Source organism: Flavobacterium enshiense, from assembly GCF_040750275.1.
Classification (GTDB): Bacteria; Bacteroidota; Bacteroidia; order Flavobacteriales; family Flavobacteriaceae; genus Flavobacterium; species Flavobacterium enshiense_B.
This window is the reverse complement of sequence record NZ_JBDOCV010000002.1, coordinates 235,060-250,387: the sequence shown is the minus strand read 5'-3', so window position 1 is coordinate 250,387 and position 15,328 is coordinate 235,060. Positions and strand designations below refer to the sequence as shown.

General features: G+C 34.6%; 16 protein-coding genes, 1 other RNA gene and 1 pseudogene. 9 read left to right on the top strand and 9 right to left on the bottom strand.

Annotated elements, in window-relative coordinates; translation table 11 throughout:
- Window positions 1–77 precede the first annotated feature (77 nt).
- A complete protein-coding gene (locus ABGT15_RS03900) occupies window positions 78–380 on the bottom strand; it encodes a hypothetical protein (RefSeq protein WP_367230105.1) in 303 nt (100 codons plus the stop codon).
- 123 nt (window positions 381–503) lie between these two features.
- On the opposite strand from ABGT15_RS03900, the gene rnpB reads away from it, so the two are divergent.
- An RNA gene (gene rnpB / locus ABGT15_RS03895) (RNase P RNA component class A) lies at window positions 504–815 on the top strand.
- Here rnpB and ABGT15_RS03890 read toward each other — a convergent pair.
- A pseudogene (locus tag ABGT15_RS03890) lies at window positions 812–1,495 on the bottom strand (response regulator transcription factor); the annotation flags it as partial. The gene rnpB and the pseudogene ABGT15_RS03890 overlap by 4 nt on opposite strands.
- Before the next feature lie 3 nt (window positions 1,496–1,498).
- Window positions 1,499–2,860, bottom strand: coding sequence for a sensor histidine kinase (locus tag ABGT15_RS03885; protein ID WP_367230104.1), 1,362 nt, complete (start codon window positions 2,858–2,860; stop codon window positions 1,499–1,501).
- A gap of 125 nt (window positions 2,861–2,985) precedes the next feature.
- On the opposite strand from ABGT15_RS03885, the gene ABGT15_RS03880 reads away from it, so the two are divergent.
- Window positions 2,986–5,088, top strand: a complete 2,103-nt coding sequence (locus ABGT15_RS03880; RefSeq protein ID WP_367230103.1) for a TonB-dependent receptor domain-containing protein — start codon at window positions 2,986–2,988, stop codon at window positions 5,086–5,088.
- Here the strand turns inward: ABGT15_RS03880 and rsmD are convergent, their stop codons facing one another.
- Together rsmD and ABGT15_RS03870 are read right to left on the bottom strand one after the other, a co-directional pair.
- Window positions 5,089–5,682, bottom strand: coding sequence for a 16S rRNA (guanine(966)-N(2))-methyltransferase RsmD (gene rsmD / locus ABGT15_RS03875; RefSeq protein ID WP_367230102.1), 594 nt, complete (start codon window positions 5,680–5,682; stop codon window positions 5,089–5,091). It lies immediately after the preceding gene.
- Window positions 5,679–6,485: a DUF3822 family protein gene (locus tag ABGT15_RS03870; RefSeq protein WP_367230101.1), complete on the bottom strand. Its 807-nt coding sequence runs from the start codon at window positions 6,483–6,485 to the stop codon at window positions 5,679–5,681. Before ABGT15_RS03870 ends, rsmD begins: the two co-directional genes overlap by 4 nt.
- Window positions 6,486–6,597: 112 nt before the next feature.
- Here ABGT15_RS03870 and ABGT15_RS03865 point away from each other — a divergent pair, with 112 nt between their 5' ends.
- The 3 genes from ABGT15_RS03865 to ABGT15_RS03855 all read left to right on the top strand — a co-directional run bounded on the left by ABGT15_RS03865 (window position 6,598) and on the right by ABGT15_RS03855 (window position 9,378).
- Window positions 6,598–8,019, top strand: a complete 1,422-nt coding sequence (locus ABGT15_RS03865) for an ATP-dependent DNA helicase (RefSeq protein ID WP_367230100.1) — start codon at window positions 6,598–6,600, stop codon at window positions 8,017–8,019.
- Window positions 8,020–8,126: 107 nt separating this feature from the next.
- Window positions 8,127–8,852 carry a 3-deoxy-manno-octulosonate cytidylyltransferase gene (gene kdsB / locus ABGT15_RS03860; RefSeq protein WP_367230099.1) on the top strand — a complete coding sequence of 242 codons (726 nt, stop codon included), beginning with the start codon at window positions 8,127–8,129 and terminating at the stop codon, window positions 8,850–8,852.
- 1 nt (window position 8,853) lies between these two features.
- Window positions 8,854–9,378 carry a GNAT family N-acetyltransferase gene (locus tag ABGT15_RS03855; RefSeq protein WP_367230098.1) on the top strand — a complete coding sequence of 175 codons (525 nt, stop codon included), beginning with the start codon at window positions 8,854–8,856 and terminating at the stop codon, window positions 9,376–9,378.
- On the opposite strand, the gene ABGT15_RS03850 is transcribed toward ABGT15_RS03855, so the two are convergent.
- The 3 genes from ABGT15_RS03850 to ABGT15_RS03840 form a co-directional block, all read right to left on the bottom strand.
- Complete coding sequence (locus ABGT15_RS03850; protein WP_367230097.1) at window positions 9,379–9,948, bottom strand: DUF417 family protein; 570 nt, start codon at window positions 9,946–9,948, stop codon at window positions 9,379–9,381.
- A 66-nt stretch (window positions 9,949–10,014) separates the two neighbouring features.
- Window positions 10,015–10,902: an AraC family transcriptional regulator gene (locus ABGT15_RS03845; protein ID WP_367230096.1), complete on the bottom strand. Its 888-nt coding sequence runs from the start codon at window positions 10,900–10,902 to the stop codon at window positions 10,015–10,017.
- Window positions 10,902–11,564, bottom strand: a complete 663-nt coding sequence (locus ABGT15_RS03840) for a spermidine synthase (RefSeq protein WP_367230095.1) — start codon at window positions 11,562–11,564, stop codon at window positions 10,902–10,904. Before ABGT15_RS03840 ends, ABGT15_RS03845 begins: the two co-directional genes overlap by 1 nt.
- 58 nt (window positions 11,565–11,622) lie before the next feature.
- On the opposite strand from ABGT15_RS03840, the gene ABGT15_RS03835 reads away from it, so the two are divergent.
- Window positions 11,623–12,180, top strand: a complete 558-nt coding sequence (locus ABGT15_RS03835; protein ID WP_367230094.1) for a 1-acyl-sn-glycerol-3-phosphate acyltransferase — start codon at window positions 11,623–11,625, stop codon at window positions 12,178–12,180.
- Here ABGT15_RS03835 and ABGT15_RS03830 read toward each other — a convergent pair whose 3' ends face one another.
- Window positions 12,181–12,669: a helix-turn-helix domain-containing protein gene (locus ABGT15_RS03830; RefSeq protein WP_367230093.1), complete on the bottom strand. Its 489-nt coding sequence runs from the start codon at window positions 12,667–12,669 to the stop codon at window positions 12,181–12,183.
- A 313-nt stretch (window positions 12,670–12,982) separates the two neighbouring features.
- Here ABGT15_RS03830 and ABGT15_RS03825 point away from each other — a divergent pair, with 313 nt between their 5' ends.
- The 3 genes from ABGT15_RS03825 (at window position 12,983) to ABGT15_RS03815 (ending at window position 15,303) form a co-directional block, all read left to right on the top strand.
- Window positions 12,983–14,137 carry a M14 family metallopeptidase gene (locus ABGT15_RS03825; protein WP_367230092.1) on the top strand — a complete coding sequence of 385 codons (1,155 nt, stop codon included), beginning with the start codon at window positions 12,983–12,985 and terminating at the stop codon, window positions 14,135–14,137.
- A gap of 84 nt (window positions 14,138–14,221) precedes the next feature.
- A complete protein-coding gene (locus ABGT15_RS03820; RefSeq protein WP_026981529.1) occupies window positions 14,222–14,701 on the top strand; it encodes an Lrp/AsnC family transcriptional regulator in 480 nt (159 codons plus the stop codon).
- Between the two features lie 77 nt (window positions 14,702–14,778).
- The gene (locus ABGT15_RS03815; protein ID WP_367230091.1) at window positions 14,779–15,303 is read left to right on the top strand and encodes a DinB family protein; all 525 of its coding nucleotides are present in this window, start codon (window positions 14,779–14,781) and stop codon (window positions 15,301–15,303) included.
- The last annotated feature ends 25 nt before the right edge of the window (window positions 15,304–15,328 follow it).

Below are 15,328 nucleotides of genomic sequence, written 5' to 3'. Positions count from 1 at the left end.
GGAATACAAATATAGAATTTTTGTTGATTTTGATTCGATGCAATTTATGAATTTGAGGAAAAGTTATTCACAACAGCTTATAAGCCTTTTCGGCTTTTTATGGTAAGTCCAATCAGAAATCGAGCGGCATCACTATGGGAATTGGCATTATATCCGGAAACAAAAACGCCTTTTTTACCACTTTTAGATTTTATGCCATATACGGTCGCCTCGTCATCAGCACTGGAATCGCCTTCATAACGATAAATATGAACAATTTCAAAATCATGAGGATTCGTCTTGAATTCTTCTTCATTTTTATTGAAATCGTATTCAAAACCTAAATCTTTCAACTCTCGCAACGCAATGGAAACGCTGGCATAATTATAAGTATGTATCATGATTCAAAGGTTATATTGTTCATCAGAATAAAGTTACGCTTTTTAAGGATGATAATTTTCAAAACTATTGTTAAAGTGTGGTTATAATAATTCGCTGTTGCAACTTATTTGTTGTAAGTTTGCACCGCAGACCGCCTTATCGCTCCAATTCGTTGGGGAGGAAAGTCCGGACACCATAGAGCGGCATAGCGGGTAACGCCCGTCACCTTGAGCAATCAGGGGAGGACAAGTGCAACAGAAAGTATGTACAGGTAATGCTGTAGTGAAACCAGGTAAACTCTATGCGGTGAAATGCCATGTATATCAGCAGTTAAGGGCGGCTCGTCCGTTGCTGAGGGGTAGGCAGATGGAACTTGTGAGTAATTGCAAGTCTAGATAAATGATAAGGGCTGACTTCGGTTAGTACAGAATCCGGCTTACAGGTCTGCATTTTTTATTTTAAATTCCAAACCGATATTTCGGATGCTTTCAATGGAAATGTTCGCATCGTCCATAAAGTATTTGCGTAATTTACTGATATAGACGTCCATACTTCTTCCGGAGAAATAATCGTCGGATCCCCAAATGTTTTTCAACACATCTTCTCTTTTTAAAAGCTGGTTACGGTTTTTATGAAAGAATACAATCATGGCGGCTTCTTTTTCGGTAACACGTTGAATACCATTATCTGATTTTAATTCAAATCGTTTGTTATCAAAACTATATTTCCCGATTTTGATTTCTTCTGAAACAGTATTTAAAACTAAACTTTTTTCGGACCGTTTAATAATGTTGTTCAATCTCAAAATCAGTTCGTCAACCTCGAAAGGTTTCACGATGTAATCATCTGCACCAAGTTTTAAACCCTGAATTTTGTCTTCCTTCATTTTCTTGGCAGTCAAGAAGATAAAAGGAACTTCCGGATTGTACTGTATCATATTTTCGGCTAAAGTAAAACCGTCCATTTTCGGCATCATCACATCTAAAATGCAAATACTAAATGCTTCTTTTTGAAAGTACTGATAGGCTTCTTCACCGTCTTTTGCCCAAAAAACTGCATAACCATAGAGTTCTAAAAATTGTTTTAAAACGGAGGCAAAATCTGCATCGTCTTCGGCTAAAAGAATCTTTTTCATGGCTTAAACAGAAGGTATGCTTATAGTAAACAAAGCACCGTTGCCCAAATCACTGATTACTTTCACGGAACCTTTGTGCGCTTTTATAATCTGATCGACGTAATAAAGTCCTAATCCTAAGCCTTTTGTGTTGTGAATATTGCCATTTTCAACACGGTAGAATTTATCAAACAGTAGCAATTGTTTTTCTTTTGGGATTCCAATACCGTCATCCTGAATGTTGATTTTAAAAGAATTGCTTTCCAATGAAGTGGTAACCGAAATATTCTGACAACCATATTTCACAGCGTTTTCCAGAACATTGTTGATGGCTGTGGTTAAATGAAATTTGTCTAATTTCAGCGTTATGTTTTCAGAAATAAAATGTGTTTTGATATTGGCAGAAGGGTAAGCGATTTTAAAATCATCAACAATAGCTTTCAAGAAAACGTTAGGATTTAATTCTTCTTTCTGAAGCTGAATTTCTTCATGACCTAATGAGTTAGTAAGCACCTGATCGATTAAATTCTGAAGACGAATATTCTGTCTGTTAATTGTATCCAATACCGAATTGTAAACCGTTTCATTTTCTTTAATATCCTTACGCTCAAGTATTTTTGTAGAAACTGAAAGAGTTGTTAACGGCGTTTTGAGTTCATGCGTAATATTGTTGATAAAATCGGTTTTAATGTCGCTTATCTTCTTTTGTCGAATTAACGCTTTAAGAGTAATGACAAAAAGTGAAACCAAAATCCCCATGGAAAGAACGGCAAATACAAACAATAAAACCATTCTTCGTAAAATGATGAATTCCCAGTTTTTTATGGAAATGTATAAGGTGTCTTCCGTTAGTAATTTATAAGGTAATTTGTTGATGGTGCCACTAGTTGTTCCGACATACGTTCGTGCAGTAAAAGCATCATCTAAAGAATTTAAATTGCCACAGATTTTATTCTTGATCAGTGATTTTTCAGAGAAAACGGTATCAACTTTTTGAGCATTGTCATAAAGCACGAATTTATTCACCACGATAGCGAAATCCAGTTCATGCTCTGAAAATTCCCTTTCAAATTCTTTCTGTAATCGTGAAGTCAAATAACTTTTAAAATCGTTGTCTAAAAGTTTTTGTTTAATGGACAATCTGTTTTCAGGATTTTTGAAATAATCGTGAGCCAAATCCTTATAAAGCAGGTCTTTTTTATTGAAAACGGTTGCATCTACAGTACTGTAATCATTGGTAATGGCGGCGATTTTTTCTTTTACTTCCGATCGGAACTGTGCTACTTTATAATCGTATGTCGTTTTGATTAAATAAAACTGCATCGCGGAAAGCGCTATCAAAACCAGTGCGGAAATACCAATTAAAAGATTGATTTTTTGTTTCATCAGATTCATTAAAACGTTCAAAAATAGCTTTTTTATTGCAATGAACTCTTTTTAACCGCGCATTAACCTACGATTAACCTACGATTTGGCAAATCAAAATCATATTTGCAGTCAAATTTTAGACTATGAAAAAACATTTCGGCCTTATTTTATGTGCGCTACTTACTTCAACATTCAGCTATTCACAAGAAGAGAAAAATGAAGAGAAAAAAGAAAAAACGCTCGATGAAATTGTGGTAACAACGACCCCGAAAACCTTCGTCAATAAAAACGGAAACATAAAACTTGATGTAGCCAATTCCATTTTCAACGCTGTTCCCAATACTTTGGATTTATTGGCGAAACTGCCTAAAATACAATTAAGTCCTGACAGAGAAAGCATTACAGTTATCGGAAAAGGCAATCCTTTGATTTATATTGACAATCAAAAAGTTGGGATTAATGATTTGAATACGTTAGATGTTGCCGATATCAAAACCATTGAGATTATCAACAACCCTTCTTCAAAATACGAAGCGGAGGGAAGAGTGGTAATCTTAATAACCCGTAAACTAAGTAAAAAAGAAGGTTTTAAAGTAGATATTACCGAAAACGCAACGGTTAAGAGATATTTCAATAACTCTTTTGGCGTAAATGCAAATCTTAAGAAACAAAAAGCAGAGTTTAAGGCCAATTTCAATTACAATCAACTGACAATATGGGAAAGCAACGGGAATGATTTTTCGATTCCGGCAGAAAACATCACTTCGAATTATTTGACAAAAGCTGTTACGAAAAGACCGCAATTTGTATTCGGTACCGGGATTTTCTACAAAATAAATGCCGATGATTATCTTTCTTTTACTGTAAACGGAAGAACTCAAAATGAGCGTTTCGACATCACCACCGATACTTATAATAAAGATGCAAATGCAGAAAATTATATTGAAACCTTAAACCGAAATTCCGAAAAAAGAAACTTTTACAACGCTTTCGCAAATTACAATCATAAAATAAAAAGTGTTGACGGACAGTTGTTTACCGGTTTTCAATATTCCGATTACAGTCAACGTGTTGATGGGAATATTTTTGATGATTACAATGCTTCCGGAATGACTTTATCGCAAATACGACGTCAAAAATTCGATATTTCCGTTTTCTCCGCAAGAGCCGATTTCGAAAAAACATTTAAAAATGAAATGAAGCTGGAACTTGGAGCAGTGGCACTTACAGCTGAAGGAACGACTTATTTTCACAATGAAATTCAGAATCCGCAAGCAATTCAAGTTTCGGATTATGTACATAAGGAAAAGAATGTTGCCGGTTATGCGCAAGTATCAGGTGTTTTAAAAAAAATAAATTATTCTTTCGGTCTAAGAACGGAACAAACCATTGTAAAAGGAGAAAATGTTTTGGAAAAAGTACAGTTAGTAGATAAAAACTTCAACAATCTTTTTCCGAAAGCACAACTCAGTTTTGCAGTAGACAGCACTAAAACCATTACCCTAAATTATTCGAAAAGTATTGCAAGGCCAAGTTATTCCGCTACAAATCAGGTTTTAACATACATAAATCCCTATTTTGCTTTTGCCAATAACATCAATTTAAATCCGATGATAACGGATGAAATTGCAGGAACTTTCGATTATAATAATAAATCAGTTCGTGTGGCTTACGTCCGAAGATCAAATCCGGTGTATTATGGTACTTTTTATAATGAATCGGATAATGCACTTACTTTAATGATGACCAATTTCGAGAAACAATCCGGTTATAACATCGAGTTTACTTTGCCTTTTACTTATAAATTCTGGACGGTAACCAATGTGTTGAGCGGTACTTTAAGCAAGATTGAAGATGAAACTACTGTCGTAAACAACTCAAAACCTTATTTTTACGGTTATTCCAATTCCGTTTTTAAACTTCCTAGAGAAATTGAATTGTCGTTTACAGCTTGGGGATTGACAGATCAGTATGAAGGTGTATATAAGAACAAAGGCATATTCTCTATGGATTTAGCCATTTCAAAAACAATCTTCAAACACTTTGATTGTACGATAAGTGCCAACGATATTTTCAGGAAACTAAACTATTATGACAGTTACAATATGAACGGAATTACCACAAACGGAAAATATTATACCGATTCACGTATGATTGCATTAACCGTAAAATATACTTTCGGAAAGGTTAAAAATTCGGAATTTAAAGAAAAAAATGTGGATGAAAATGCGAACAGAATACGATAGTTAGCTGTCGAATTCGTCATCATCACCTTCTTCGTCGATGGTTTCTTCTTCGCTTCCTTCAAATTCAAAGAAAGTAAACACCGAACCACCGTAATTCCTGTCAAATGAAAAGTTTTCCATGTGATTCAGTTTGGTGTGTTTGGAATGTTCGATAACCATCATGCCATCTTCTTCAAGCAATTCATTTTCAAAGATTAAGGTGATGATTTTTTCAAAGTCCTTTTGTTCCATTCCATAAGGCGGATCGGCAAAAATGATGTCGTAACTCGCTTTGTTTTTCTCTAAAAATTTGAAAACATCACTTTTAATCGGCGTAATATCGAAGTCGAATTCTTTAGCCGTTTTTTTAATGAAACTCACGCAGCCAAAATCACCATCTACGGAAATTATAGGTTCAGCACCGCGAGAGGCAAATTCATAGCTTATATTTCCGGTTCCGGCGAACAAATCCAAAACACGCAATTCACTGAAATTGAAATGGTTGTTCAGAATATTAAACAAAGCTTCTTTAGACATATCAGTCGTTGGGCGAACAGGAAGGTTACCGGGTGGCGTAATGCGTCTTCCTTTATATTTACCGGAAATTATTCTCATGAATTTAAAAGGGTGAAGTATTGTAAAGCAGCTTCATTTTTAACAGAAAGCCTAAAAGCAATATCTGACACATCTAATAAAGCAATATGACGAATGTAGCGATAAGCCATTTCAAAACGGGCATCTTCTTCCGTAATTTTTCCAAGTAATGTAACTTGAATGGTTTCCGGATTTAATTGTAATTGTTCTAAGGTGAACAGCAAATAATACACAAAATCCTCTGGAGTTTTATACTCAAAAGAATTGTATAACAGTAATTTAGACTGATTGGTTATTACAATTTCAAAATGCGTTTCCTGCAAATGAACATAAACCTGCCTGTCTATTTTATTTTTTGATAAATCCAGTAATTTGGACACCAAAACCGAATTTACATTTTTATAATCAAAACTGCCGAACTGATCCAGTAAAAAATTGTTCACATTTACATAAGGTACGTGAACATTATTCATGTCATGGGGTTCAATTTCATCGTAAGAGAAGAAATCAGTTTCAAAAACCTTAGTATTGTATTGCAGATAACTTCCCATGGCTTCCTCTTCAAATAAAGACTTCGGAACAAAAGTGCTTAAATTGTTATCGTGCAGTACCATTATTTCATCATAGGCCTTGGTTAGCGGAGGATAATCCACGAAAGTGCGCCATAACTGATCTTCCAAAGACTGTGTATGATTAAATTTTACTTCTTGAATTTCCTTTACCGTATTGTTCAATGTATCGAAAACACAAAAGGAAAGACCATTCAGAGCAACCTGCAGGGACAGTTTTTTGTAATTTTTGGAAACTATTGAAGTGTCTGACATATAAGAAGTAAGATTATTAAGCCGGACAAATTTACATTTTTTTTCCTACTGTTACCGAATATGCTCAAATTTCATTGTTATCTTTGGATTTCTTTATCATTACTAATTCCACATGATTCCAGCTAAGTTTTATAACACACTTCGAAACAACTTTCCTTTTCAGCCTACGCTTAAACAGGACATTTTTTTTCAGAAAGTAGCTGATTTTGTGAGTAATGAGAATCAAGACGAGATTTTTTTGCTGAAAGGTTACGCCGGAACTGGAAAAACAACCGTCATTTCTACGATTGTTGAACATCTGAAAGACATCAATAAAAAATATGTTTTACTGGCGCCAACCGGTCGCGCTGCGAAAGTAATGGCGAATTATTCTGAAAAACCGGCGCATACGATTCACAAACGAATTTATTTCCCGAAAAAGGGTAGTGGTGGCGTGAGTTTTACCATGCAGACTAATAAGTTTAAGAATACGATTTTTATCGTCGATGAAGCCTCCATGATTTCCGATTCGCCTACAGAATCAAGCATGTACGAAAATGGTTCCTTGTTGGACGACTTAATTATGTACATCTATTCCGGACACAACTGTAAAATGATTTTGGTTGGCGATACTGCTCAGTTACCACCAGTAGGAATGGATGTTAGCCCTGCGTTGGATATGGATAAACTTTCTATGAATTATAACATGGAAGTACCTCATATTGAGTTAGATGAAGTAATGCGCCAGGAAGAAAAATCGGGAATTTTGTTCAACGCTACGGAATTAAGGGAGATTTTAAAATCTCATTTTATTGATACGTTTCAGTTTCAGCTACGTGGCTTCAAAGATATTGTCCGATTGACCGATGGTTACGATATTCAGGATGCGATTCATGCTGCGTATTCTAACTATTCCATTGAAGATACTGCCTTTATCGTGCGTTCCAACAAACGTGCAAATCAGTACAATCAGCAAATCCGATTAAAAATTCTGGATAAGGAAAACGAGCTTTCCGCTGGCGATTTTATGATGGTCGTAAAAAACAATTATTTCTGGCTGAAAGACAGTGACGAAGCCGGTTTTATTGCGAACGGGGATATCATCGAAATTTTAGAAATCTTCAGAATTGTAGAATTGTACGGTTTTAAATTCGCGAAAGTAAAAATCCGAATGATTGATTATCCGAACCAGATTCCGCTGGAAACCATTTTGATTTTGGATACTGTAATGAGTGAATCTCCATCTTTAACATACGATCAGAGTAACCTTCTTTATCAGGAAGTTATGAAAGATTATGAGGATGAAACCTCGCAATATCGTCGTTTACAAAAGGTGAAAAATAATGAGTATTTCAATGCACTTCAGGTGAAATTCTCGTATGCAATTACCTGTCATAAGTCGCAAGGCGGACAATGGAATACCGTTTTTATCGAACAACCGTATTTACCGGATGGAATCGACAGAGATTATATCCGATGGTTATACACTGCTGTTACCCGCGCCAAAGATAAATTGTATCTAATTGGTTTTCAGGATGAATATTTTGATAATTAGCCCTCAATTTTTATAAAAACTCCTAACCTTGGCGTCTCGAAACCTTAGTTCCTTTTTCAAAAAAAACTCAGTACCTTAGCGCCTCAGAACCTTAGTTCCTAAAATAAATGAAAATAATCGCCGTAATTCCAGCACGCTACGCCTCCACACGATTCCCTGCAAAACTCATGCAGGATTTAGGAGGAAAAACTGTTATCCTTAGAACTTACGAAGCCGCAATGCAAACCCATTTATTTGACGATGTTTTTGTGGTAACCGATTCGGATTTGATTTACAACGAAATAATTTCCAACGGAGGCAAAGCCATCATGAGTATCAAAGAGCACGAATCCGGCAGTGACCGAATTGCGGAAGCCGTTGAAAACATGGATGTTGACGTAGTTATCAATGTTCAGGGCGATGAGCCATTCATCAATAAAAAACCATTGGAACAGGTGATTGAAATCTTCAGAAATGATACTGAAAACAAAGTCGATCTGGCTTCACTCATGTTTGAAATCAAAGACAAGTCGGAAATTGAAAATCCTAATAATGTGAAAGTTATTGTGGATCAAAAAGGATTTGCCTTATATTTTTCACGTTCGGTAATCCCTTATCCGAGAGAAGAAAACGTTGGAGTTCGTTATATGAAGCATATCGGAATTTACGCATTCAGAAAAGAAGCGCTGATGGATTTTTACCGTTTACCGATGCTGTCACTGGAAGCTTCCGAAAAGCTGGAACAACTTCGATATTTAGAATACGGGAAACGCATCCGAATGGTGGAAACCGATCACGGAAGCATCGGAATTGACACACTTGAAGATTTAGAAAAAGCACGTAAACTTGTATAACATGAGTAATTCAGAGTATATCATTCGAAATGCTAAACCAGAAGAGTATCAATACATTGGTGAACTAATGGTTAAAGTGTACAGTGCACTCGACGGTTTTCCAAAGCCGGACGAGCATCCGAAATATTACCAAATGCTTGCCAACGTTGGCGAACTTACAGTAAATCCCGGAACAGAAATTTTTGTAGCAGTTTCCCTTGAAGAAGTTATTGCAGGAGCCGTTGTTTATTTTGATGATATGCAATATTACGGTTCAAAAGGAACGGCAACTCAGGAAAAAAATGCGGCGGGATTTCGTCTTCTTGCCGTCGATGATCGCTTTAGAGGAAAAGGAATCGGTAAAACTTTAACCCTTAGTTGTCTGGAAAAAGCTAAAAATCAGAAGCAAAAGCAAATGATTATTCATACAACCAACGCTATGAAACCGGCTTGGAAGATGTATGAAGCTATTGGTTTTAAGCGTTCCGATGATTTAGATTTCAAACAAGACGATTTAGAAGTTTTCGGATTCCGATTTACCTTTTGATTAAGCAGTTTTCTTTTCAATCAGGTATTTTTTCGAGGCATGACTCATGGTTACCAGTGCTGCTCCCATCATAATCACATCTTTAATAACCAATCGGCCGGCTGCACTTAAATAAGGAAACCCAAATTCAGTGTCTCCCAGATTTGGCACCCAGGTTTCGGGAGTAGTAATCAGGAAAGAGAGTGTAACAAACGACATTCCGAAAGCTAAGAAACTTCCAATGGCCGATAATTTTACTGAAATCGGATAAAGCGCAATCAAAATACCGATTCCCGCAATCACAATTCCAAGACCGTATGAAAATAAATAGGTGTTGTTTTTTTCGTGCCAAGCGATGTTTTCCGGCTTGTATTCTCCTTCTTTATTCATATGCTTCTTATATTCATATGCTTCATGTGTGTAAAAGAAATTCATGGTAGGGCTGTTTGCTACAAAAGGAACAATGCCAAGTGCTTCATAACGAAAGGCTTTCAATCCGCCAATCCAAACTAAAACGATTATTAAAGCTATTCTGGTTAGATGAATTGCTTTTTCTTCCAGAGCTACTGCATATTCAAAAAATAAACTCATAACGTATTCTTTTGATTTACAGCAAATTTCTAAAAGTATATCAGGTAATAAAATGGACAAAACCCACTAAGGAATGGACAAAAAACCACGTCGGATGTTCCATTCTTCCTCACGAAATTGTTTTGGAGCAATGCCAATGTGTTTTTTGAAGAAACGACTGAAATAGTATTCGTCCTGAAAACCTAAGCCGGCAGCGATTTGCTTAATTGGCGTATTGGTATGAAGTAATTCCCATTTTGCTTTTAATATGATTTTTTCCTGCAGCAGTGCCGTAACAGTCTTACTGAAAAACTTTTTTGTGGCATGGCTCAACGTTTTTACGGTAACATTTAGTTGTTCAGCATAGTAAGAAGGCTGATGCTCTTTATGAAAATGCTCATTGATAAGTATCGTAAGCTGTTCCAGAAAGTCGGGAAGTCGCTTACTTTTGCTACGGTTTCCCGGGTTGAATTCCGATTTTAAACGAGTGAGTTTTATCAGGAAGATTTTTAGATAGGAAAAAACCAGTTCGTTTGAAGCCAGTTCATCTTCCTTAATTTCTGAAGTAATATGATTAAAGATTTCCGTTAATTCTTCAAGATTAGCATTCGGAACATCAATTTTGGAAGTGGCATACACATTATTGAAAAGCACACCGTTACAGCCAACCTCATGATGATATGTTTCAATACAGAAAAAATTAGCATGAAACAGCAAAAGGGAGGCTTTTACAGGTGTTTTTGAAAACAAAACAAACGCCTGATACGTATTAAAACACAAAATCTGATTTGCCGAAAAACTAGTTTTCATCAAGTCGGTTTCCATGATTCCCGTTCCTTCATGAATCCAGACTATTGCAAAATAATTGGAATGCAACTGAAAAGGATATTTAGAAAATTCAAGCGCATTTACCAGAATCGGCATCTGTTCTTTAGACGCTTTTTTGATTTCAAGTTGCACATTTTGAACCAACATCACTTCAGTTTTTTGATGGTAAAAAGCTCGTTGTGAAACTCAACTTTTGGATACATTCTAACAGAATATTCCTCGGAAAATCTATTTTTGTAGGCTTCGTTTCTTTTTCTATCTCTTTCAGATAAAGTCATCGTATTAAACAAGATAAATCCATTTACTTTAAGTAAAAAATTAATCCTGTTAATGAAAAAATCTTCAAACAAAAAATTAGGCATTGTAGTATCCTGAAAGATATCAATAATAATCAAATCGTATTTTTCTTTGGTTTTCAGAACGTATTCAAAAGCATCATCAATTACAACTTCAACATTCGGAATCTTATTTAATCCAAAATACTGATTAGCAATTTCAATGACTCTAGAATCTAATTCAACACCCGTAATTTTACCACTAAATTTAATTTCATCTACCAATGTCTTAATGACACTTCCTCCGGCAACACCTAAAACGAGGACATTCTCAAAACCTCTAATTCGTTCAAAACCGATATAATGCAGTCCTTTTCGGAGAATACGCTGTAAACTTCCATAGGAATAATTTGTATTTTTTGAATCGAGCACCAATTGACCATTAGCCCAGGTAACTTCAAGGGTTTTATTGATTTCTGAATTTTTTTTATGTATGTTTATAGGGATGAAGTAACTTAGAATCTTCTTAATCATCAATCGAGACATTTTCTATTCGTAAATATAATGTTATTTTTGAACCAAACTTTTTATAATGAAACAAATTCTCTACAAGTTTATATTCTTCAAATTAATGGGATGGAAGATTGATGGTGCCATTTCTCCGGATATTAAAAAATGTGTAATGATCGTAGTACCACATACTAGTTGGCATGACTTCTACTTAGGATTATTTACCCGAGGGATATTAAAGGTTGATATGAATTTTGTGGCAAAAAAAGAATTGTTTCGATTTCCGTTTGGGGCTTATTTCCGATGGATGGGAGGCGAGCCGTTGAACCGTCAAAAGACTGAAAATAAAGTAGATGCTATTGCCAAAGTTTTTGAAACCAGAGAAGTTTTTCGGTTAGCCATCGCTCCTGAAGGCACGCGTAAAAAGGTAACCGAATGGAAAACAGGATTTTATTATATCGCAATGAAAGCCAATGTACCAATTATTCCGGTTGCTTTTGACTGGGGAAATAAAACCGTTAAATTTTTCGATCCATTTATGCCAACCGGCAATAAAGAGGAAGATTTTAAAGCATTGGAACAACATTTTAAAGGAATAATTGGGAAAGTACCGGAATACAGTTACACGCCTAAAGGCTAATTATTCAGAGATGTAATTTTTAAACGTTCCGTTTTTATAAAAGACAACGATTCGGTCAATTTCCGAGTCTTTTTTTAAACTTTCTAAATTTCGCGTATTTGAAAATTTTTCTTCAGGATTTTCATTTACGCGATTTTTTTCGATACTTGGTTCAGAAAATAAATCAGGTTGCTGAACATGAGTTTTTGAGTCTTCATTTTGCACTTCTGAAAATAGAGTAGAAGCAGGCTGATAATTCTGAACCACTTCTTCATGAGTTTCACTTTTAGGAAAATTTCCAATTCCATTCAAAATCCAATACAGATCGACTTCAGGAAAAACCTCTGCAATTTTCATGATAAAATCTAAACTCGGTTTGTTTCTGCCTGAAAGTAGATGAGACAAACTTGAACGTTGTACACCAATTTTGTCTGCAAAACCAGAAGCCGACAAACCATAATATTCGAAGATGGTTTCAAGTCTTTTTATAAAATCATCGATGTTTACCATTGTAAATAGTTTGAAATATTACCCTGAATTACAAATGTAAACAAATCATTTGTATTACACAAATCTACATCTGTAAACAGTGAAAAAAGGATGTAATTAATAGAAGTTCAGGTTCAAATGATGCATTTTAAATAATTGATAATTAATGATTTAAAATATTAGTAATTACGTTAAAAGCTTATCTATGCTTATAAGAGGTATTGAAACTCAGATGCATTGAATATTTGTTTACAAAACTAAACTATGTTATATTTTTATAAGTTTACAATTGTAAAAAATAAGATGTTTACTTTTGTAAATAGAAAAAAATCTCATGAATTACCAACACTTATTTAAAGATTGTAAAGAGCCAAATCTTTTTGGACGCTATATAACCAATAAGCATATTGAACCTCTTTTAGAGGAATTGAAAAATTATTTTGATGTTTCGGTTATTGGAGAATCTGTAAAAAAGAAACCTATATATCGAGTTAAAATCGGATCTGGGAAAACCAAAATTTACATGTGGTCACAAATGCATGGAAACGAAAGTACCTGTACTAAAGCGTTGTTCGATTTCTTTAATTTCATAAAGAGTGATAATGCCTTTGCAAAAAGTATAAAAGAAAAGTGCACAATAATATGTATTCCAATTTTAAATCCTGATGGTGCTGAGGTTTATACTAGGGTTAATGCCAATGAAGTTGATTTAAACAGGGACTCCGTTGAATTGTCACAGCCTGAAAGTCGCGTGGTAAGAGAGCTTTTCAATGTTTTTAAACCTGATTTTTGCTTTAATTTACATGATCAGCGAACCATTTTTGCAGCCGGTCATACTGCAAATCCTGCAACGGTTTCTTTTTTGGCGCCATCTTTCAATGAAGAACGATCCATTAATGACTGCCGTCAGAAAGCTATTAATATTATAGCTGCCATGAACCAAGAACTACAAAAACATATCCCAAATCAGGTAGGAAGATTTGACGACTCCTTTAATATTAACTGCATAGGCGATATGTTTCAATCCTTAGGAGCCCCTACAATTTTATTTGAGGCAGGTCATTTTCAAGAGGATTACGATAGGGAAGAAACACGAAAAATGATTTTCATTTCTTATATGGAAGCCTTAAGAGTCATTGTTGAAAATGAAATTCTTGTTAACAAAACAGATGAATATTTTAATATTCCTCAAAATATGACTGTTTTTTTAGATTTTATTTATAAAAATGTCAAAATAATACTTGATGGTTTTGAAAAAAGTATTAATTTTGCAGCCCATTACAGCGAAGAACTTGATAATGAAGAAGTTGTTTTTAAAGCAATCATTAGACAAATAGGAGGATTGGATGATAATTTTGGTCATTACACCTATGATTTCAACAATCAACTATTTGAAAATCAAGAGGGTAAAACACCAATAATAGATTCAAAAGCTGATTTTATCATAGGAAAGCATAATAAAATTGTTAATGGATTGCTAAAAAAATAATAAATTAATTATTTCTTTAATAAAAAAGTAATTATTTATTCTTAATTTTGAACATTTAAAACAAATAACAGATAAATTAATAGTATGAGTAAGTTTCGTTTGGATGAAGTAGATCATCAGATTTTAGATATGCTGATTGACAACACAAGAGTTCCTTTTACCGATATTGCTAAAAAATTACTGATTTCTGCCGGAACAGTTCACGTTCGTGTGAAAAAAATGGAGGATGCAGGAATTATTCAAGGTTCGTCTTTAACGTTAGACTATGAAAAATTAGGCTATTCATTTATTGCTTATGTAGGGGTTTTTCTTCATAACACTTCACAAACTAAATTTGTTTTGGAGCGTATTAACGAAATTCCGTTTGTAACTGTAGCTCATGTAACAACAGGGAAATTTAATATTTTCTGTAAAATCAGAGCTAAAGACACCAAACACGCTAAAGAGGTTATCTTCATGATTGACGACATTGAAGGTGTTTACAGAACAGAAACCATGATTTCATTGGAAGAAAGTATCAACGATAAAAAACGTTTGATGCACACAATTTTCAAAGACATGTAAGGCAACTTAATATAGAACCCGAAGTGAAAGCTTCGGGTTTTTTATTTATTTTTATTTAACTAATCAAAAATCAAAATATGAAACCTACACAACTGCAACAAAATGAGTACGCGCCTTTTTATCAGCCTTATCTGGATGCTTTAGAGGAAAACATTAACCTTATGGATGAACTGGAAATCAGTTTATACAAAACAATTCAATTTATTCAGGATATTCCAATGGATAAATTTGATTATCGCTATGCGGAAGGTAAGTGGACCATTAAAGAAATTATTCAGCATATTATCGATGCTGAGCGCGTTTTCAGTTACAGAGCTTTGCGTTTTTCAAGAAATGATAAAACAGAACTTCCCGGTTATGATGAAAATTTATTTGCAGATACCGTAAATCCGATTGCCAATCAAAGACATCTGAAAGATTTATTAATGGAATTATCTGCTGTTCGCCACTCGACTATAGCACTTTTCAAAAGTTTTACAGCGGATGATTTTTTAAAAACAGGAATTGCTTCTGAAAGAGAGATGTCTGTTAGAGCTGTAGGCTTTATTATTATTGGTCATCAGAATCACCATATGCGTATTTTTAAGCAACGCTATCTTTAATGAATACAAAAAAGGAACTCGAATT